Source organism: Idiomarina sp. (genome assembly GCF_048260185.1).
In the GTDB taxonomy this organism is placed as follows: domain Bacteria; phylum Pseudomonadota; class Gammaproteobacteria; order Enterobacterales; family Alteromonadaceae; genus Idiomarina.
The window spans coordinates 356,547-374,197 of record NZ_JBLXHB010000002.1; the positions used below are offsets into that span (position 1 = coordinate 356,547).

Sequence of the window (17,651 nt, forward strand, 5' to 3'; positions counted from 1 at the left end):
GCCGTACTCCATGAAAGCTAAAGTTCATTCCAGTAGAACAGCTGGTTTGCTTCTTTTGAAAGCGTGACAACTTCGGTGCCGGCAGCATAGTCCTGCCAGGCACGTTTGTTTTTAAAATCTACCAGAACCCAGAGGTTTCCAAGGCCAGCACAACAGGTAATCAGCCTGATAAAAACCTGGCGATTAGTCAGTCGTGAACCATCACGATTCTGGAGCTTCAGGCGCCATGCGCGCATGCCTAAGGTTTGACCCGAACGCTTCCAGAACCAGCCAAAAAATAGCGAAACAACGGCTATAAGATACAAACTGTACCATGGTCCCTGAGCCAGCCAGGCGGCGTGATCCATTCCTTCGGGCAGCACTAACCAGTCAAATGCAGTTAGCAGTGCGGCAAAGAGTAAAGCCACAGCTGAAGCAAGCATAATAATAGCTACTGCGACTAAAAAGTCATAAACCCAGGAAACAAAACGTCTGGGAAAGCCGGCACTGGGGAAGCTGGCGTGTAATTTTTGTGCTTCGGAACTCATGTGAAACTCATTTAACTCAATCGTGTTTTAATCATATCATGAGCTAAGCGGGCTGACAGCTACCTCAGTTTCACTCTCAGTTGTACTCTTAGCTGTATAAGGAATCAGCAGTTAGTTGGATTATAAGGTGTTTTAGTGAATTATTGCTTGATTAGAGAGAGTGGACGAGTATAATTCCGTCCCGTTGCTTTGTTACGCAACGGCTTCACCTTATAAAGCATGGCGCTGTGGTGGAATTGGTAGACACGCCTGATTCAAAATCAGGTTCCTTCTGGGAGTGACGGTTCAAGTCCGTCCAGCGCCACCAAGTTTTTCCCTTCGTAGTTAGTACTGAAAATGCCAGAAGCGCAAAAGCACTTCTGACATATAACCGACTTCAGTCAATGACCTCATGATGATTTATCGCTGAAATAATTTCAGCAAAAGTTGAGGGCAGGTGATAAACGTTCACTGACTCACCTGTTAATTCAGCTATTCTAAGCGACGATACTACGCCACAGACTTCTCCCTCGTTAATCACAAGAAGAAAGTCACGACCACTGGCTTTGAGCGTTGCTGCCGCGTCGCCGATTTTCGCTTTCTTTAAGTCTTCAAGTTTGACCTGTGGTAATGCAACCAGAGGCAACATCAACTCTTTTACTGCTAATTCCCGCCAGCCAATTTGTTTGACGGTACTTAGCTGAGTTGCTTTACGACCGTGAAGCTCACGCAGCGCAAGTAAACCTGTCATTTCATCACTTTGATTTTTTATGCAGGCATAACGACGGTTGGCACCACGAAGTTTTTGCTCGGCGTCGCTGACCAGAGTGCTCTCCCTTATTTCCAGAGGAGATACTTTTGTGAAATCATCAACAACATGCATAGCGCTATCGTGCCAGCTAATTAATGGTTGATGCTCATAGTTGTGGTGTATTGCAATTTTATCGGCTGCAGAAGACCATTGAATTTCTTTAAACTCACTCATGACAAACTCCTTTAAAAATTAGAAAAATACAGAATTTTTAAAGGTGAGCGGGTGGTCCCCGGACAAGATGCCAATTCCACTGAGTTAGTTTCGGTTTACTTTTTCTCTGAGCGAGAGGGACAAGCGCCTGAACGCTTTGAAACACTCTTGATGAAACATCTATTGTTTTGTCGAATTCGGGCTCTTCAGCCTGAACGTCAAAAACGGATGACGAGAGATCGGCAACGAGAACAGAGTCAGGGGTTGGTTGATCCGTTAGGTGCTTCTCGGCGTTTTCAGCCGATGCCGCGTAGCTGGAAGTACTAAATGCGACAAGCAATAAGCACAGCAGTAGCTGATAGCATCCTTTTTGGAGCCAGTTTATTTCAGCTTTATGTACTGCGTATTTTTGCATTTGTTTGATCTTAGTAAATGTCTCAGTTCACAAATTAGAGTATATAGGATGATTCGACAACTCATTTTTTACCTATTAAGTAATACATGGGTATGTTTTGTTCAAAATACAAGCTAAGCACTGACATTATGACTTTCAGCACGTATACTGTTGCCCATCGGTTCTCCTTAACCGTGCAACTACAATAGGATTCTATGTCAGATAATCAACAGAACAACAGTACGCCAGAATATGAAGTTGAAATTCCGGGCCGTGAGCAATTGCTTGAACTGGTAACCTCAAACAGTAAACCAGTTCAGTTTGATGAGTTCATTCGTCATTTTGGTTTAGATGATGAGCGCCAGGCAATTGGTTTGAAACGGCGTTTGCGCGCTATGGAGCGAGACGGACAGCTTATATACAGCAAAGCGAATGCTTATGGTCTGCCTGAGCGTATGGATTTGATCAAAGGTCGTATCATTGGTCATAAAGACGGTTTTGGATTTTGTCAGACTGAAGATGGCGGTAAAGACTTGTTTATTCCGCATCATCAAATGTATTCAGTTTTGCATGGTGATCGCGTACTGGTCAAAACCAGCGGTAAAGATAGCCGTGGTCGCACCGAAGGCCGTATCGTCAGAGTTACAGAGCCTCGCGACAGCAATATTGTAGGGCGCTACTTTATTGAACATGGTCTGGGCATAGTGGTACCGGACGACGGCCGTGTCAGTCAGGATATTCTTATTCCGGATGCGGATAAAAATGGCGCGCGTCATGGACAACTTGTGGTCGTTGAAATTACCCGACGCCCAAGCCGCCGTACCAGCCCTATTGGTCGGGTCAGCGAAGTGCTGGGTGAACATATGGCACCGGGTATGGAAATTCAGGTCGCGATTCGTGAGCACGATATCCCTAATGAATGGCCTGCTGAGGTTGATGGAGAACTGAAAAAATATAGTGAAGAAGTTCCGGCTGAGGCTTACGAGGGCCGTAAAGACTTACGTGATCTGCCGCTTATCACTATCGATGGTGAGGACTCCCGCGACTTTGATGATGCCGTTTGTTGTGTGCAGGAAGAGAAAGGCTGGCGCCTTTGGGTCGCAATTGCTGACGTGTCTTATTATGTTCGTCCGGAAACCGTTCTTGATAAAGCGGCAACGGAACGCGGTAATTCAGTTTATTTTCCCAGCAATGTAATTCCAATGCTACCGGAAAAGCTGTCCAATGGTTTGTGTTCGTTAAACCCTGATGTCGACCGTTTGTGCATGGTTGCTGAAATGGAATTAGGGCCTCGCGGAAAACTGAAGTCTACAGAGTTTTATCCGGCAGTAATGAAAAGCCATGCGCGGTTGACTTACAATAAAGTTAAAAAGCTACTGGATGGCGATGAAGAACTGCAACAACAGTACCAGCATGTTATGGACAATGTGCAGGAACTGGAGCGACTTTATAACGCATTAAGTGCAGCTCGTAAGCGCCGCTCAGCTATTGAGTTCGATACGCAGGAAACCCGCTTTATTTTTAATGCTCAGCGTAAAATTGAGAGTATCGAACCGGTTAAACGTCATATTGCTCACAAAATTATTGAAGAGTGCATGATTATGGCAAACGTGGCTTCTGCTCAGCTTATAGAGTCTGATAAAGAAGTTGGCGCGTTGTTCCGGGTACATGAAACTCCGGCTGATGAACGACTGAATAATTTCCGCAGTTTTCTTGGTGAACTGGGTCTGAACCTAGAAGGCGGCGATGAGCCATCTCCAAAAGACTACGCGACTTTGCTTGAGCAAGTGAAGGATCGCCAAGATCATGAACTGATTGAAACCATGTTGTTGCGCTCTATGCAGCAGGCGGTATATCAACCAGAGAATAAAGGGCATTTTGGCTTGGCATTGAAGTCTTATGCACACTTTACGTCACCTATTCGTCGTTATCCTGATCTGATTTTGCACCGCGCGATAAAAGCAATTTTGCGTAAGAAAAAAGGCGAAGAGAAAGGTTTAGTGGGTGCATGGGCATATTCAGAGAAGCAATTGGACGAACTGGGTGTACATACTTCAATGACCGAGCGACGTGCAGATGATGCCACCCGTCAGGTTGACGAGTGGTTGAAATGTGAATTTATGCTCGATCACGTCGGCATGGAATTTGAAGGGATTATTTCCTCGGTAACTAACTTTGGTCTGTTTGTGCGCTTGAGCGACTATCAAATCGATGGGCTGGTTCACATCAGTAATCTTGATAACGACTATTATCACTTCGATCAACAGAAAGGCATGTTGGTTGGCGAAAACAGCAATAGCGTTTTTCGCTTGGGTGACAATGTTAAAGTCAAAGTAAAAGACGTAAATCTGGATGATCGAAAAATTGATTTAACGTTGCTGGAAGCGACGAGTCCGGGTGGCCAGAAACGCAATATGCCAGCTAAAGGTTCAGGCAAAGCTAAGAGAAAAGGACAGTCTCGCGGAAAAGGCGGCCAACGGAAAAGTGGTAATCGCGGCAGCAATAAAGGACGTAGTAAGTCATGAGTCAAAAAGTGACCGTATTTGGCTTGCACGCGGTGCGGGCCATATTAAAAAATCATCCGGATCGTTTGGTGGAACTCTATGTTTCTAAAGAGCGTCAGGATGATTCGGTACGTGATATTGTCAATCAATGCCACGCGACGGGCGTCAGACCTCAATGGGTGCCTAAACAAGCTCTGGAAAAACGCGCGGAAGGCGGTAACCATCAGGGCGTAGTCGCGACCGTTCAGTCGCCGCCTACTTTAACCGAGCATGACTTACCTAAATTACTGGAACAAAGCCAGCAAGCCGGGTTGTTCTTAATACTCGATGGCGTGACTGATCCGCACAATTTAGGTGCATGCCTGCGCACGGCCGATGCAGCAGGTGTTACGGGCGTTATTGTACCAAAAGATAAATCGGCTCAAATTACCCCAACCGTGCGTAAGGTGGCATCCGGTGCAGCCGAGAACGTTCCTCTTATTGTGGTAACCAACTTAGCCCGGGCGCTTCGTGACTTACAGGAGTTGGGCGTGTGGGTATACGGTACTGCAGGCGAAGCGACTCAATCTGTTTATGATGTTGATTACAGAGGTCCTGTCGCTTTGGTTATGGGAGCCGAAGGTAAAGGCATGAGACGCCTTACCCGCGAAACCTGTGATGATTTAGTCTCCATTCCTTTATCTGGTAGTGTCAGTAGCTTAAATGTTTCTGTAGCCAGTGGTGTTTGCTTATTTGAGGTTGTCAGACAGCGTAATGGATCTTAAACGTCGCCTTTTGCCTATAGCTATTGCTCTGGCAATGATTGCAGTATTGTTTGTCAGCTGGACGCCTAACTGGGAATCGCCTACCTGGCTGCGTTCAGAGAAGCCCTATGCTACCTTTCACTTTGACGTAGAGGATGACGCGACTCAATCTGTGCAGAATCTAGCCTTTGATATTAGTAATCGACTCGATGTCAGGCACGAGTGGCACAGAGTTGAGGACAGTAATGCTGAATGGCAAGTCACTCTGGTGTTCGCTGAACAACAGGATGCGGTACAAATTGATGCTACAGCACGTCGCCAGGGTAAAATAGTAGACCACATTGTAGTTCGTGGCGAAAAAGCCGTAGCAAACGAATTAGCCGACCGCATTGTTGCTTTACTCAGCTCCCGCATTGAAAAAGCCCATAAAAACGCCGATTAATTTGCAATTGGCGTTCATTTTAGTTAGTATCGCGCGGCTTAAATCAGCCATATTTTCATTTTACTGAATGTGTTCCTTGCTTCTATGTTAGTGCGGCTGAGCTAAACTGAGGCTATACGAACCAAAAGGAAACTGTAATGCGTCATTACGAAATCGTATTTATGGTCCACCCGGATCAGAGCGAGCAAGTACCTGGCATGATCGAGCGCTACAGCGAAACGATCAAGCAAGGTGGTGGTGAAATCCATCGTTTAGAAGACTGGGGCCGTCGTCAATTGGCTTACCCAATCAACAAACTGCACAAAGCGCACTATGTTTTGTTGAACATTGAAGCGTCTGCAGAGGTTGTGGAAGAGCTTGAAACTGCATTCCGTTATAACGATGCAGTATTGCGCAATATGATCATGCGTAAAAAAGAATCTATTACTGAGCCTTCGCCGCTGACTAAGCCGAAGGAAGATCGTAAAGGTGACAGTGAAGCAGCGTAAGCTTGCTGACTTTCAATAACCCTTATGAATCGACTGCATTTAACCGGAACGCTTGGCAAAGTACCTAAGCTGGAAACCAGCCCGTCAGGTATTGAGCATTTACAATTAGTGATTGAGCATCGGTCTATGCAACCGGAAGCTGGTATGAATCGTCAATCTTATGTGCGTATTCAGGTCGTTTTAAGTGGTGAAGGTTTACAACACTGGTTAGAAAAATTGACGGTGGGTTGTGAAGTTTTAGCAGAAGGTTTTCTGCACCGTCACGAGGATAGCAATGGCTCACCTCGTTTGGTACTTCATGCTCAGCATCTCGAATTGATTTAAGGAGACCATCATGGCTCGTTTTTTTCGTCGCCGCAAATTCTGCCGCTTTAAAGCAGATGGCGTAAAAGAAATTGATTATAAAGATATCGCTACGCTTAAGAACTACATTACTGAAACTGGTAAAATCGTTCCTAGCCGTATTACTGGAACATCCGCTAAGTATCAGCGTCAGTTAGCGCGCGCTATCAAGCGTGCTCGTTATTTGTCACTGCTGCCTTATACTGATTCACATCAGTAAGCTAGCACCGGTTCGATTACCAAAAGTAGAGGTAGCGAGAAATGAATGTCATTTTGTTAGATAAAATTGCTAACTTGGGAAGCCTTGGCGATCAAGTCAGTGTAAAATCTGGTTATGCACGTAACTTCCTTTTCCCTCAGGGAAAAGCTGTACCTGCAACCAAAAGCAACGTTGATTTATTTGAACAACGTCGCGCTGAGTATGAAGCGAAGTTAGCTGATCAATTAGCAGCCGCTCAAGCTCGTGCTGAGAAAGTTAACGCTCTGGAAGCTGTTACTATTGCTTCTAAAGCTGGCGATGAAGGCAAACTATTTGGCTCTATCGGTACTCGCGACATCGCTGATGCAGTAACAGCTGCCGGCGTTGAAGTGAAGAAGAGCGAAGTTTTAATGCCGCATGGTACATTACGTGAAGTAGGTGAGTTTGATATTGAACTGCACTTGCATGCCGATGTATTTGCAAACATTACATTGAAAGTTGTACCGGCTGAATAAGTCAGTGCACTGTCTGAAAAAGCTGCCTTCGGGCAGCTTTTTTTTTGCAAAATTTTCATCACTAAAGTGATTCTTATGGCAATATGCTGTAACGGCGGAAAAAAATAGGGAGCGAAAAGTGAAAAAGATATTATCGTTAGTTGGATTCATACTATTGACGGTCAGTTCGGTTAGTCTGGCGCAGGAAAAAGTTGATGAGACACTTTCTACGTCGCCCGGGGCTCAAGTGTTAATTGACAACATGAGAGGGAAGGTCGAACTCATTACCCATGATAAAGACGAGATACGGGTCGTTGGTACATTAGATGAAAAAGCCGAGAGGTTTATTTTTGAACAAAGGGGAAGTCGTATCCAAATTAAAGTTGAGACCCCGCAAGAAAGAGGATTTAACTTTTCTTCGGATGATAAAGGTTCCGATCTGAAAATATACTTGCCTGACTCTATGGATATAAAAGTGAATGGCGTGTCTATGGAAGTCGTTGCTAAAGGCTTTAATGGTGGGTTGGAAATTCGGTTGGTTAGCGGGGATATAACAGTCAATCAAGTTGCCAATCGCATACTGCTGAAGACGGTTAGCGGGAATATTAACGCTGAAAAGATAAGCGGCGATGTTCGTTTTGAGACGGTCAGTGGCGATATTAAGGATATAAATAACAGTGCTGACTCCGCAACTTACCAGTCTGTTAGTGGTGATATTACCAGTCAATCGGATTCTATTTCTGATTTTACGGCACAATCGGTTTCGGGTGATATTAGCGCAAAAGTCGGCACACTGAATAAGGCTAAGATGACTACGGTTAGCGGCGATGCAATATTAACTGCCGGTCTGTCCGAGAGCGCCCGTATAGAAACAAATTCAGTCAGTGGCGATTTAACTTTTAAGTGGGTAGGTGACATCCACGCAGACTTCAATATTAAGTCTAACGCGGGCGGTGAAATTACAAACCGCTTAAGCGACGAAAAAGCAACTGAAGCCGAGTGGGGGCCATCCTCTAAGTTAGAGTTTACAGTTGGAGACGGTGGAGCGTCTGTTTCCGCGACAACGGTTAGTGGTGAAATAATGCTCGATAGAAATTAAATCGTGCTGTTAGGTGTTGCTTCGCTTTCTAAACAAGAGGGGATTTTGTATAGTAATCCCCTCTTATTATTTCCCTTTGCGAGACAACTTTCCCCATGGCAGAGAAGTCAAAAAAACGCGACGCGTCAATAGAAGCACTGCGCTCAGCACCCCATTCAATTGAAGCTGAACAATCCGTTCTTGGCGGTTTAATGCTGGATAATGATGCCTGGGACAATGTTGCCGGTAGCGTTATCGCTGAAGACTTCTATCATCGTTCGCACAGACTCATTTTTAAAGCCATGCACGAGCTTGCTCAGCGCAGTCAGCCAATGGACTTGGTGACGGTTTCCGAAAACCTGGAAACCGCCGGAGAGCTTGAGCAAATAGGTGGTTTTGCCTACCTTGGAGAGATTGCAAAAAATACCCCCAGCGCGGCGAATATATTAGCTTATGCGAACATTGTTCGCGAACGAGCGGTGCTAAGGGAAATGATTGGTGCGGCAAATGATATTGCCGAGTCTGGTTACGACACTCAGGGCCGCAGCAGCGCAGAACTGCTCGATCTGGCTGAATCAAAAGTCTTCCAAATTGCAGAGAAGCGAGTCAGTTCCAGCGAAGGGCCGCAGGGTATTAACTTAATTCTTCAGCGCACAGTTAGCCGTATTGAGCAGTTGAGTAAACTGAAAAACAATAACGGCGTGACTGGTGTTTCTACCGGCTTTACGGATCTGGATCAGATGACTGCAGGCCTTCAGCCCTCCGACTTGATCATCGTAGCGGCACGTCCGTCTATGGGTAAAACAACCTTCGCTATGAACCTGGCAGAGAACATCGCACTCAATGATGACCGCCCGGTACTGGTGTTTAGTTTAGAGATGCCCGCAGAGCAGCTGATGATGCGTATGCTGGCTTCACTTAGCCGGGTCGACCAGAATAAAGTACGTACAGGTAAGCTTGAAGATGACGACTGGGCTCGCATCGCGTCCGTTATGAACATGCTAAACGATAAGAATAATATTTACATAGATGACTCGTCTGGCCTAACGCCGACCGAAGTGCGCTCCCGTGCTCGCCGGATCCATAGAGAGCACAAAGGAATCTCCATGATTATGGTGGATTATTTGCAATTAATGACAGTTCCGGGCATGTCGGAAAACCGGACTCTGGAAATTGCAGAAATATCTCGTTCTTTGAAGTCGCTAGCGAAAGAGCTGGAAGTGCCTGTGGTAGCGTTATCTCAGCTTAACCGTTCACTAGAGCAGCGCTCTGATAAAAGGCCCGTTAACTCAGATTTACGTGAGTCTGGCTCTATTGAGCAGGATGCGGATGTCATTATGTTTATTTACCGTGACGAGGTTTATCACCCAGATTCAGCCGAGCAAGGCCTGGCTGAAATTATTATCGGGAAACAGCGTAATGGACCTATTGGTAAAATTGAATTGAAGTTCCATGGGCAATTATCGAGGTTTGACAACTATGCCCGCCATGCCAGCGACGAGCGTTACTAGTCGTCGCTACTTGATTTTATCGAAGCAGATTTCGATGTAGGCTTTGCCAGAAACGTGGTTGAACGGCATAATCAGTTTCGAGCCTTCAGATTTGTGCGAAATGGTATGGTCTTTTCCTGAAACCACAATTGGAGTGGCCATATCAAAGTCGTAACCTTTTTCACCCAGGGTCTTTTTAGCTCCGCCGGTAACCATATTAGTGATTTCGCCGACCATATCGCAGACATCTTCGTTAATTGAGTTTGGTAACTCGCCCAGCATTTTATTCATGATTTCACAGGCAAGGTTCTCCTCAAATGAAATTGAGAATGACCCTTTTATTTGTGGACCGACCATACCGATGATGCCGGATACATCGCCACGCGCATACTCATCTTTTTTCAGTTGCGCTTTACCGGGCTTCAATTCCATTTGAGCCATCATCGACAAGACATTTTGCAGTGCTTGAAGAAATGGGTTTACGAACTCGGCATTCATTTTCTATTCCTTTATCTCTTGCTGACACGTAATTGTGTCAGATGTATTTTCAACGGTCAGAATCAGGCTGCGATTGCCATGATCATCGACGACATTGATAGTGTTTACCTGGGCAGAAAAGCTATCAATTAACAGCTTATTTGAAACATCCCACCCACACAGGTTATCACGCTTTGGTATCTCCTGATAAACCCAAATTTTTTGATAGTCAGCTTCAAAACCTACCCAATTTGGCTCAACTTTATTGCCTTGCGAGTTTATCAGTTGAAATTTTTCAGTTATCCAGTCCCTGATATGTTTCTCAGAGCCTTCTTCTTCAAGTCTAAAAGTTTTGCCCAAACGCTTTTTAAGCACTTGTTGTACGTCATGCAAAGTATACTGATGAATGATTTCTATTGCTTGCGTGTTTTTATTCGCACTTATTTCGGTTAATCCAAAAAAATAGCGGTGCGCTGATACAGAAGGTATCAGCGCGAACAAAAAAACAGTAGCAGCAACCAGTTTAATCATCGTTGCCGGACTCCAACTCTTCGTTGTAGTCTTCCATCATGCTCTTATTACGGTCTTCACGCTTAAACAGTTCAATCCGGGAGGGCACAGCTTTTGCTGGCCAGTAGTTGTTACTGGTATCAACATCTGCTGTCTCCCAGTTAGGGTCAACAACAACCTGAGTTAAAGTTTTATCGCGAATTAGTAACTTACTCACTTTTTCCGGAGAGCGACGCCATACCTCGGCTGGAATACGAACATGCTCTTTACTGCCATCTTCAAAATGCAGATCAAGCAAAATTGGCATAACTAAGCCGCCTTTATTGGCGAAATCAAGTACATAGAAGTTGCTGCCATTCTTCAGCATTTCTTGTTGTTCTTCATTTAGCCCTTTTATGAGTTCTTTATATTTGTTGCGGTCAGCGTTAGTGACAGTGTAGTTATCGTTCTCATTATAAAAGTCAGCAAGATCCGGTTGCTGATGAATTTTATAATTAACATTGGCATTACGCTCAGTTGTCAAAGACTCTGGCTCAGCATCGTCTTGCTGCTTCTGCCATGCTTTTTCAATTTCAGGGTCTTGCGTGTTAATAGTTAACTGATTGACTTGCTCAAGGGCAATATCGACATGGTCGGTAGAGTAGAACCAACCTCTCCAGAACCAGTCTAAATCAACACCAGAGGCATCTTCTAATGTTCTGAATAAATCTTCTGGTGTTGGGCGTTTAAACTTCCAACGCTGCGCATACTGACGAAACGCGAAATCAAAGAGTTCACGACCAACGATTGTTTCACGCAATATATTAAGAGCGGTAGCTGGCTTTCCGTAGGCATTATTGCCGAACTGCAGAATCGACTCCGAGTTAGTCATAATTGGCATTTGGTTACTGCTGGCCATGTAACTGGTAATGTTACGCGGTTCACCGCGCCACGACGGGTAGTCTTTTTCCCATTTTTGTTCAGCCAGGAACTGCAGATAAGTATTGATACCTTCATCCATCCAGGTCCATTGACGCTCATCCGTATTGACAATCATTGGGAAATAAATATGACCAATCTCGTGAATGATGACTGAAATTAAGCCGTACTTGGTGCGTTTAGAGTAGTATTTTTCACCTGAATCTTCGTCAACGTATGGACGTGGGCCATTAAACGTAATCATCGGGTATTCCATACCACCAACTGGACCATTCACCGATATAGCGACAGGATAAGGGTAGTCAAAGCTGTAATCGTTATAGTGCTCAATAGTGTGAATAATAGAGGCCGTTGAGTAACGTTCCCATAATGGGTTGCCTTCTTCAGGGTAAAACGACATCGCCAGTACATCGGTGTCATTCTTTTTGTAACCTTGGGCGTCCCAGATAAACTTGCGCGATGAAGCCCAGGCAAAGTCACGAACTTTATCGGCTTCGAAAATCCAGGTTTTAGTATTACTGGTGCCTTCTTTCTGGTTTTCTAATGCTTCTTCTTCAGTGACAATTTTTACCGGCTTGTCTGAACTACGGGCTTTTTCAAGGCGTTGACGCTGAGCAGAAGTGAGTACTTCCTCGGGGTTTTGCAAAACACCGGTGGAGGCAACAATATGATCAGCCGGAACCGTTATCTCCACACGGTAGTCGCCAAACTCTAAAGCGAATTCGCCATTGCCGATAAACTGTTTATTCTGCCAACCTTCCGCGTCGTAATATGCAGCCATGCGAGGGAACCACTGAGCCATCTCGTAAAGGTAGTTGCCGTCGTCTTCAAAGTATTCGTAACCACCACGACCACCAAGTACTTCAGCTTCAATAATATTGAACTGCCAGTTGATATTAAAAGTGACACTTTCGCCGCTTTTAAGTGGCTCATCCAGATCAAGCCTTAGCATAGTGTCGTTAACGTAATGCGCTAGCGGTTCACCATCTTCGTTACTGATTTCAGTAAGCTCATAACCCGCCGGGAACTCTTCCTGAGTGAGCATACTTTCCATTCTGGAAAAACTCACCCGATCTAAATCTCCTGTGGCCTGGCTTTGTGGTCCTATGGAATCTTTCTTAAAACGGTTCTGGTCAAGCTGAACCCATAAATAGCGCAAAGTATCGGGGGAATTATTGGTGTAAGTTATGGTGCTTTGTGCCGTAATACTTTGATTCTCATCGTCCAGAGTAACCTCAATTTTGTAGTCCGCTTCCTGTTGCCAGTAAGCATGTCCTGGAGCACCGGAAGCGGTACGGTAAATATTCGGACTACGGAATTTATCATCATTAAGTTGACGAAATTTGTCTTCAAAAGCTTGAGCAGTTGCCGCCTGATTAACGGTTAAACAAACCGCAGCAGTAGCAATAAGATGACTGAGCTTCATAGTGTTACCTATTGTTATTATTTAATAGCGCTATTATTTAAAGGCATTTGGTGCACAAACCATGTGCTTCTATAGTTTGGCTTTGAACCTTAAAACCTTGATCTTCGGCCTGACGCTTCAATTCGTCATAAACCCCTTCGGACTGAATTTCCTGAACATCGCCGCAGGAACTGCAGATTAACATTTGAACCGGATGTTGATGGTCGAAATGCGAGCAAAGAACAAAACTATTCGACGAAGTGATTTTATGAACGAAGCCTTGTTCTTGTAAAAAGTCTAAAGCGCGGTAGATAGTCGGGGGTTTAGCATTTGGTACAACTTCCCGCAGTTGATCAAGTAAATCGTATGCACCCACGGCTCCCGAATGCTCTGCGAGAATTGCGAAAACTTCACGGCGGGTATTTGTCAGGCGGGCACCGCGTTGCTGACAGAGTTTTTCAGCTTTTTGTATAAGTCGTTGTGCTTCTTGAGCTTTCATTATTGACTACAATTTATGATCATTTTAGTCATTGTAGAGAGTTTTAGGGGTAAGGAAAAGGGTTTTACGGAAGAGGCTGCTTACGGATGTATTCTGAGTTAAAATAGTCTGCTAACTATACTGACTTTGTCAGTTAACTTTTTACCGGGTGGATGTTTTGACCGAACCATATTCTTATAAGCTTTCTGTAGCCCCGATGCTGGACTGGACCGATCGCCATTGTCGGTATTTTCATCGTCTGCTGACCAGAAAGACCCTGCTTTATACCGAGATGGTAACGACAGGTGCGATTATTTTTGGTCAGCAGGACTTTCTGTCATTCAATGCAGAGGAACATCCGGTTGCTTTGCAACTTGGAGGTTCGGAGCCTGCGGCTATGGCGGAATGCGCACGTTTGGCACAAGAGCGGGGCTACGATGAAGTTAATATTAATGTGGGGTGTCCATCTGACCGAGTGCAAAACGGTAGCTTTGGCGCGTGTTTGATGGCTCAACCGGAAAAGGTTGCCGAGTGCGTAAAAGCAATGAAAGCAGTAACCGATATTCCGGTTACCGTAAAAACCCGTTTGGGCATTGATGAGCAGGATTCTGATGACTTTCTATATGAATTAACTGATGCCATTGTTGCTGCTGGTGTTGATCAACTGACTTTGCATGCCCGTAAAGCCTGGCTGCAAGGCCTTAGCCCGAAAGAAAACCGGGATATTCCAGAATTGCAGTATGAGCGGGTTTACCGGGCCCAAAAAAGATATCCTGATGTCCCCGTGGCGATTAACGGCGGAATTGTCGAATTGCAAGAGGTTAAGCAGCATTTAAACCAGGTTCATGGAGTGATGATTGGTCGGGCAGCCTACCAAAATCCGTGGTTACTTACTGAGCTTGATTCTTTGAGTGAAACGAAGCCAGCAGAGTTAACTCGTGAGGCTGTGGTTACCGCGATGATACCTTACATAGACAACCATATTCGACAGGGCGGGCGCGCCTGGCATGTCGCCCGCCATATGCTGGGACTGTTTCAGGGAATGACCGGAGGTAAGCGGTGGCGCCAGTATCTTAGTGTGAAAGGCCCCAGAGCTACTAGCGCCGAACAACTGCTTTATGGTGCTCTGGCTTTTCGCGATGATCACAGTCAGCACGTATCATCATTAACGTCATAAATTGACTAAAAGTTGGTGAAAAACACTAACCTGGAAAATTTTCTTTCTTTCAATTGAGAACGAAAAGTTATTATATAACAACTGGTTAGCGGTATTTAAAAAGATGGCACAACCTTTGAATTACATAGTGTGACTTAACTAACGCACTGTCATTTATTCAAAGGAGAAAATCATGAAAGCGTTAATCGTAAGTGTTGCCAGTGGTGTTATGTTGTTCAGTGCATCGGTCTCAGCTGCCGATGAGAATAGAGATTCTATCACTGCTGAGCTACAAGCTCAGATTGCTGAAATGTCTGAAGAAGCGATGCAAAGCATCAAACAGTCGGTTTCGGAGTCAATTGAAGAGTGGGTTATCGAGTTTATGCCCGACTTACAACTCGCTGAAACTGAGACTGACGCTTCCGAACAAAAAAATAAGCAGATTCAGTAAGGAGCCCCCGTGATTTTATTAGATCAATGGTGGCTCATTTGGTTGGCGGCGCCGGTAATAGGAACCTTAATTGTCGGCGCTGTCATAAGTTTCAGCGCATCACTGATGCGACATAGCTAGACTTTTGCTACTCTGCGTATATCTTCATATAAAAAATAAAAAGAGGAATACGTATGATGAAGTCTCTGATAGCCGCTTCTGTGCTGGCAGTTATTACCGGTTGTGCAACAGCAGGCCAAGCTGCAACCAGCGGTTCTGAACAAGCGGAATATACCGCTAGTGATAAAGCTGAAAAACTGGCGAAGCAGTATTTGCTGATAGACACACATATTGATGTACCTTATCGAATTCACGATAAGTGGGAAGATGTAACAGAGGCCACTGCAAAAGGGGATTTTGATTACCCTCGGGCAGTAGAAGGTGGCCTCGATGCCCCGTTTATGTCTATTTATATTCCGGCCTCGTATGAAGAGAGTGGCGGTAGTGTTCAGTTGGCTCATGAGCTTATCGATGGTATGGAAGCCCTTGTCGGACGTGCACCAGATAAGTTCGCAATGGCTTATAGCACTGATGATATCCGCGAAAATAAAGAGCAGGGCTTAATGTCAATTGCGTTGGGAATGGAAAACGGCACTCCTATCGAAGGCGATCTTGATAACCTGCATATGTTCTATGAGCGCGGTATTCGCTACATTACTTTAGCTCACTCATTATCTAATCACATTTCAGACTCTTCTTATGACATTCGCCGTCAATGGGATGGCTTAAGCCCATTTGGTAAAGAACTGGTCAAAGAAATGAATAATGTCGGCGTTATGGTCGATGTGTCGCACATTTCCGATGACGCGTTTTACCAGGCGGTTGAAATTAGTGAAGCTCCGGTCATTGCGTCGCATTCGTCGCTGCGTTCTTACACCCCGGGTTTTGAACGTAATATGAGCGATGACATGCTAAAAGCTCTGGCTAAAAATGAAGGCGTTATCCAAATTAACTTTGGTTCTTCGTTTTTGGCAGAGCAGGCCAATCGTTACCGTGACATGATGAAAAAACGGATTAGCGCGGTAAAAGAACAATACGGCGAAGACAGCGACGAAGCGAAACGTCGCATTAAGGACATTGAAGCCAATAATCCGTATCCATTTGCGACTTTAGATACCGTTTTAGACCATATCGATCATGTACGTGACTTGATTGGGGTTGAACACATAGGTGTAGGCTCTGACTACGACGGTGTTGGTGACTCCCTGCCGGTTGGACTAAAAGACGTATCTAGCTATCCAAATCTTGTTCAGGGATTGATGGACAGAGGGTACTCAGATAAAGAAATTGAAATGATTCTGGGTGGTAATTTAATGCGTGTTTGGGAGCAGGTCGAAGACTACGCCAAAACACATTAAGGCCTTGACACCAGGCCGTGAATCGGTATAATTCGCGGCCACGTCTTTTGAGTTTATCGGCTTTGGCCGTGTGAAAGGCGTTCGACAACAGTCCCGATTGGGGACTGAATGGTTGACGTAGAACATCGCACCCCCGGTATGTGCCAGGGAGGTTGCGATTTTCTGTGCTCTTTTTTAAATGCTCTTTTATTGAGGCTTTGATTTATTTATGGCTAATCAAAGAATTCGGATTCGTTTGAAAGCGTTCGATCACCGTCTGATCGACCAGTCGACTGCAGAGATTGTTGAAACTGCAAAACGCACTGGTGCTCAGGTACGTGGTCCTATCCCACTGCCAACACGGAAAGAACGCTTCACCGTGCTGATTTCTCCACACGTGAATAAAGACGCGCGTGACCAGTACGAAATCCGCACCCACAAGCGTCTGATTGATATCATGGACCCTACTGACAAAACGGTTGACGCGCTTATGCGTTTAGATTTGGCAGCTGGCGTTGATGTACAGATCAGCTTGGGTTAAGTGGGCAGTAATAGGATTACACACGAGAGGTTTTAACAATGGCTATAGGTCTAGTCGGTCGTAAAGTAGGAATGACGCGTGTCTTCCAGGAAGACGGCGCTTCTGTTCCTGTTACTGTGATCGAAGTGCTGGCGAACCGTGTGACTCAGGTTAAATCTGATGACACTGACGGTTACCGTGCCCTTCAAGTAACCACAGGCGAGAAGAAAGCGAGCCGTGTAACCAAGCCTTTAGCAGGTCACTTTGCTAAAGCTGGTACAGAGGCTGGTCGTGGTCTTTGGGAATTCCGCCTGCAAAATGGCGAAGGCGAAGATTACGCAGTAGGTTCTGAACTGACTGTTGATATTTTTGCAGAAGTTAACAAAGTAGACGTTACTGGTACTTCAAAAGGTAAAGGCTTTGCCGGTACTGTGAAGCGCTGGAACTTCAGCATGCAGGACGCTACTCATGGTAACTCATTATCTCACCGTGCACCGGGTTCAATCGGTCAAAACCAGTCGCCTGGTAAAGTATTCAAAGGCAAGAAAATGGCTGGTCAGATGGGTAATGAGCAAGTCACTACGCAATCACTTGAATTAGTTCGGGTTGATGCAGAGCGCAGCTTGTTGTTGATCAAAGGTGCGGTCCCGGGTGCAACCGGAAGTGATGTGATCGTTAAACCAGCGGTCAAGGCATAACGTCTGAGGAGAATAGTG

The 17,651-nt window shown here is 45.3% G+C and carries 21 protein-coding genes and 1 tRNA gene; 15 read left to right on the forward strand and 7 right to left on the reverse strand.

The features are described 5' to 3' along the window. Window positions 1-17: 17 nt before the first annotated feature. Complete coding sequence (locus ACN0RF_RS07345) at window positions 18-527, reverse strand: RDD family protein (protein ID WP_034822512.1); 510 nt, start codon at window positions 525-527, stop codon at window positions 18-20. A 221-nt stretch (window positions 528-748) separates the two neighbouring features. On the opposite strand from ACN0RF_RS07345, the gene ACN0RF_RS07350 reads away from it, so the two are divergent. Continuing rightward, a tRNA-Leu gene (locus ACN0RF_RS07350) sits at window positions 749-834 on the forward strand. A gap of 69 nt (window positions 835-903) precedes the next feature. Here the strand turns inward: ACN0RF_RS07350 and ACN0RF_RS07355 are convergent. Beyond that, window positions 904-1,491 (reverse strand): hypothetical protein, encoded by a 588-nt coding sequence (locus ACN0RF_RS07355; RefSeq protein WP_034822514.1) that lies wholly within the window; start codon window positions 1,489-1,491, stop codon window positions 904-906. A 37-nt stretch (window positions 1,492-1,528) separates the two neighbouring features. After that, complete coding sequence (locus tag ACN0RF_RS07360; protein ID WP_417438551.1) at window positions 1,529-1,885, reverse strand: hypothetical protein; 357 nt, start codon at window positions 1,883-1,885, stop codon at window positions 1,529-1,531. 194 nt (window positions 1,886-2,079) lie between these two features. On the opposite strand from ACN0RF_RS07360, the gene rnr reads away from it, so the two are divergent. The 9 genes from rnr to dnaB all read left to right on the forward strand — a co-directional run bounded on the left by rnr (window position 2,080) and on the right by dnaB (window position 9,665). Then, window positions 2,080-4,389 carry a ribonuclease R gene (rnr, locus tag ACN0RF_RS07365; protein WP_417438552.1) on the forward strand — a complete coding sequence of 770 codons (2,310 nt, stop codon included), beginning with the start codon at window positions 2,080-2,082 and terminating at the stop codon, window positions 4,387-4,389. After that, a complete protein-coding gene (rlmB, locus tag ACN0RF_RS07370) occupies window positions 4,386-5,132 on the forward strand; it encodes a 23S rRNA (guanosine(2251)-2'-O)-methyltransferase RlmB (RefSeq protein ID WP_034822520.1) in 747 nt (248 codons plus the stop codon). Before rnr ends, rlmB begins: the two co-directional genes overlap by 4 nt. After that, entirely contained in the window at window positions 5,122-5,553 is a 432-nt protein-coding gene (locus ACN0RF_RS07375; RefSeq protein ID WP_417438553.1) for a signaling protein, read from the forward strand. Before rlmB ends, ACN0RF_RS07375 begins: the two co-directional genes overlap by 11 nt. Before the next feature lie 137 nt (window positions 5,554-5,690). After that, window positions 5,691-6,041: a 30S ribosomal protein S6 gene (gene rpsF / locus ACN0RF_RS07380; RefSeq protein ID WP_034822522.1), complete on the forward strand. Its 351-nt coding sequence runs from the start codon at window positions 5,691-5,693 to the stop codon at window positions 6,039-6,041. A gap of 24 nt (window positions 6,042-6,065) precedes the next feature. Continuing rightward, entirely contained in the window at window positions 6,066-6,365 is a 300-nt protein-coding gene (gene priB, locus ACN0RF_RS07385) for a primosomal replication protein N (protein ID WP_011235167.1), read from the forward strand. Window positions 6,366-6,375: 10 nt separating this feature from the next. Next, the gene (gene rpsR, locus ACN0RF_RS07390) at window positions 6,376-6,603 is read left to right on the forward strand and encodes a 30S ribosomal protein S18 (RefSeq protein ID WP_011235166.1); all 228 of its coding nucleotides are present in this window, start codon (window positions 6,376-6,378) and stop codon (window positions 6,601-6,603) included. A 41-nt stretch (window positions 6,604-6,644) separates the two neighbouring features. Further along, window positions 6,645-7,097, forward strand: coding sequence for a 50S ribosomal protein L9 (rplI, locus tag ACN0RF_RS07395; RefSeq protein ID WP_034822523.1), 453 nt, complete (start codon window positions 6,645-6,647; stop codon window positions 7,095-7,097). A gap of 118 nt (window positions 7,098-7,215) precedes the next feature. Beyond that, window positions 7,216-8,175, forward strand: coding sequence for a DUF4097 family beta strand repeat-containing protein (locus tag ACN0RF_RS07400; RefSeq protein WP_417438554.1), 960 nt, complete (start codon window positions 7,216-7,218; stop codon window positions 8,173-8,175). A 95-nt stretch (window positions 8,176-8,270) separates the two neighbouring features. After that, on the forward strand, window positions 8,271-9,665 hold the full coding sequence (dnaB, locus tag ACN0RF_RS07405; RefSeq protein ID WP_034822525.1) for a replicative DNA helicase: 1,395 nt from the start codon (window positions 8,271-8,273) through the stop codon (window positions 9,663-9,665). A 6-nt stretch (window positions 9,666-9,671) separates the two neighbouring features. Here dnaB and ACN0RF_RS07410 read toward each other — a convergent pair whose 3' ends face one another. From ACN0RF_RS07410 to zur, 4 genes are read right to left on the reverse strand one after another with little or no spacing between them, the layout of a single operon-like run. Continuing rightward, window positions 9,672-10,142 carry a chemotaxis protein CheX gene (locus ACN0RF_RS07410; protein WP_034822526.1) on the reverse strand — a complete coding sequence of 157 codons (471 nt, stop codon included), beginning with the start codon at window positions 10,140-10,142 and terminating at the stop codon, window positions 9,672-9,674. A gap of 3 nt (window positions 10,143-10,145) precedes the next feature. Then, on the reverse strand, window positions 10,146-10,652 hold the full coding sequence (locus ACN0RF_RS07415; protein ID WP_417438555.1) for a DUF6702 family protein: 507 nt from the start codon (window positions 10,650-10,652) through the stop codon (window positions 10,146-10,148). Further along, window positions 10,645-12,975: a M1 family metallopeptidase gene (locus ACN0RF_RS07420; protein WP_417438556.1), complete on the reverse strand. Its 2,331-nt coding sequence runs from the start codon at window positions 12,973-12,975 to the stop codon at window positions 10,645-10,647. Before ACN0RF_RS07420 ends, ACN0RF_RS07415 begins: the two co-directional genes overlap by 8 nt. A 37-nt stretch (window positions 12,976-13,012) precedes the next feature. Beyond that, window positions 13,013-13,453 (reverse strand): zinc uptake transcriptional repressor Zur, encoded by a 441-nt coding sequence (zur, locus tag ACN0RF_RS07425; protein WP_034822531.1) that lies wholly within the window; start codon window positions 13,451-13,453, stop codon window positions 13,013-13,015. Window positions 13,454-13,610: 157 nt separating this feature from the next. Here zur and dusA point away from each other — a divergent pair, with 157 nt between their 5' ends. The 5 genes from dusA to rplC all read left to right on the forward strand — a co-directional run bounded on the left by dusA (window position 13,611) and on the right by rplC (window position 17,633). Next, window positions 13,611-14,609 carry a tRNA dihydrouridine(20/20a) synthase DusA gene (dusA, locus tag ACN0RF_RS07430; RefSeq protein ID WP_034822532.1) on the forward strand — a complete coding sequence of 333 codons (999 nt, stop codon included), beginning with the start codon at window positions 13,611-13,613 and terminating at the stop codon, window positions 14,607-14,609. A gap of 172 nt (window positions 14,610-14,781) precedes the next feature. Beyond that, window positions 14,782-15,039 carry a hypothetical protein gene (locus ACN0RF_RS07435; RefSeq protein WP_034822533.1) on the forward strand — a complete coding sequence of 86 codons (258 nt, stop codon included), beginning with the start codon at window positions 14,782-14,784 and terminating at the stop codon, window positions 15,037-15,039. Between the two features lie 176 nt (window positions 15,040-15,215). Continuing rightward, window positions 15,216-16,436 carry a dipeptidase gene (locus tag ACN0RF_RS07440; RefSeq protein ID WP_417438565.1) on the forward strand — a complete coding sequence of 407 codons (1,221 nt, stop codon included), beginning with the start codon at window positions 15,216-15,218 and terminating at the stop codon, window positions 16,434-16,436. Window positions 16,437-16,644: 208 nt separating this feature from the next. Further along, the gene (gene rpsJ / locus ACN0RF_RS07445) at window positions 16,645-16,956 is read left to right on the forward strand and encodes a 30S ribosomal protein S10 (RefSeq protein WP_008488677.1); all 312 of its coding nucleotides are present in this window, start codon (window positions 16,645-16,647) and stop codon (window positions 16,954-16,956) included. A gap of 38 nt (window positions 16,957-16,994) precedes the next feature. Continuing rightward, on the forward strand, window positions 16,995-17,633 hold the full coding sequence (rplC, locus tag ACN0RF_RS07450; protein ID WP_011235153.1) for a 50S ribosomal protein L3: 639 nt from the start codon (window positions 16,995-16,997) through the stop codon (window positions 17,631-17,633). Window positions 17,634-17,651: the final 18 nt, after the last annotated feature.

What these genes read in the sequence shown, in the direction of transcription:
- ACN0RF_RS07355 (WP_034822514.1), bottom strand. Translation starts at nt 1,491, where the DNA reads ATGAGTGAGTTTAAAGAAATTCAATGGTCTTCTGCAGCCGATAAAATT.
- rpsJ (WP_008488677.1), top strand. Translation starts at nt 16,645, where the DNA reads ATGGCTAATCAAAGAATTCGGATTCGTTTGAAAGCGTTCGATCACCGT.
- rnr (WP_417438552.1), top strand. Translation starts at nt 2,080, where the DNA reads ATGTCAGATAATCAACAGAACAACAGTACGCCAGAATATGAAGTTGAA.
- ACN0RF_RS07415 (WP_417438555.1), bottom strand. Translation starts at nt 10,652, where the DNA reads ATGATTAAACTGGTTGCTGCTACTGTTTTTTTGTTCGCGCTGATACCT.
- rplI (WP_034822523.1), top strand. Translation starts at nt 6,645, where the DNA reads ATGAATGTCATTTTGTTAGATAAAATTGCTAACTTGGGAAGCCTTGGC.
- rlmB (WP_034822520.1), top strand. Translation starts at nt 4,386, where the DNA reads ATGAGTCAAAAAGTGACCGTATTTGGCTTGCACGCGGTGCGGGCCATA.
- rpsF (WP_034822522.1), top strand. Translation starts at nt 5,691, where the DNA reads ATGCGTCATTACGAAATCGTATTTATGGTCCACCCGGATCAGAGCGAG.
- ACN0RF_RS07420 (WP_417438556.1), bottom strand. Translation starts at nt 12,975, where the DNA reads ATGAAGCTCAGTCATCTTATTGCTACTGCTGCGGTTTGTTTAACCGTT.
- ACN0RF_RS07345 (WP_034822512.1), bottom strand. Translation starts at nt 527, where the DNA reads ATGAGTTCCGAAGCACAAAAATTACACGCCAGCTTCCCCAGTGCCGGC.
- ACN0RF_RS07410 (WP_034822526.1), bottom strand. Translation starts at nt 10,142, where the DNA reads ATGAATGCCGAGTTCGTAAACCCATTTCTTCAAGCACTGCAAAATGTC.
- priB (WP_011235167.1), top strand. Translation starts at nt 6,066, where the DNA reads ATGAATCGACTGCATTTAACCGGAACGCTTGGCAAAGTACCTAAGCTG.
- rpsR (WP_011235166.1), top strand. Translation starts at nt 6,376, where the DNA reads ATGGCTCGTTTTTTTCGTCGCCGCAAATTCTGCCGCTTTAAAGCAGAT.
- ACN0RF_RS07440 (WP_417438565.1), top strand. Translation starts at nt 15,216, where the DNA reads ATGAAGTCTCTGATAGCCGCTTCTGTGCTGGCAGTTATTACCGGTTGT.
- zur (WP_034822531.1), bottom strand. Translation starts at nt 13,453, where the DNA reads ATGAAAGCTCAAGAAGCACAACGACTTATACAAAAAGCTGAAAAACTC.
- rplC (WP_011235153.1), top strand. Translation starts at nt 16,995, where the DNA reads ATGGCTATAGGTCTAGTCGGTCGTAAAGTAGGAATGACGCGTGTCTTC.
- ACN0RF_RS07435 (WP_034822533.1), top strand. Translation starts at nt 14,782, where the DNA reads ATGAAAGCGTTAATCGTAAGTGTTGCCAGTGGTGTTATGTTGTTCAGT.
- ACN0RF_RS07360 (WP_417438551.1), bottom strand. Translation starts at nt 1,885, where the DNA reads ATGCAAAAATACGCAGTACATAAAGCTGAAATAAACTGGCTCCAAAAA.
- ACN0RF_RS07375 (WP_417438553.1), top strand. Translation starts at nt 5,122, where the DNA reads ATGGATCTTAAACGTCGCCTTTTGCCTATAGCTATTGCTCTGGCAATG.
- dnaB (WP_034822525.1), top strand. Translation starts at nt 8,271, where the DNA reads ATGGCAGAGAAGTCAAAAAAACGCGACGCGTCAATAGAAGCACTGCGC.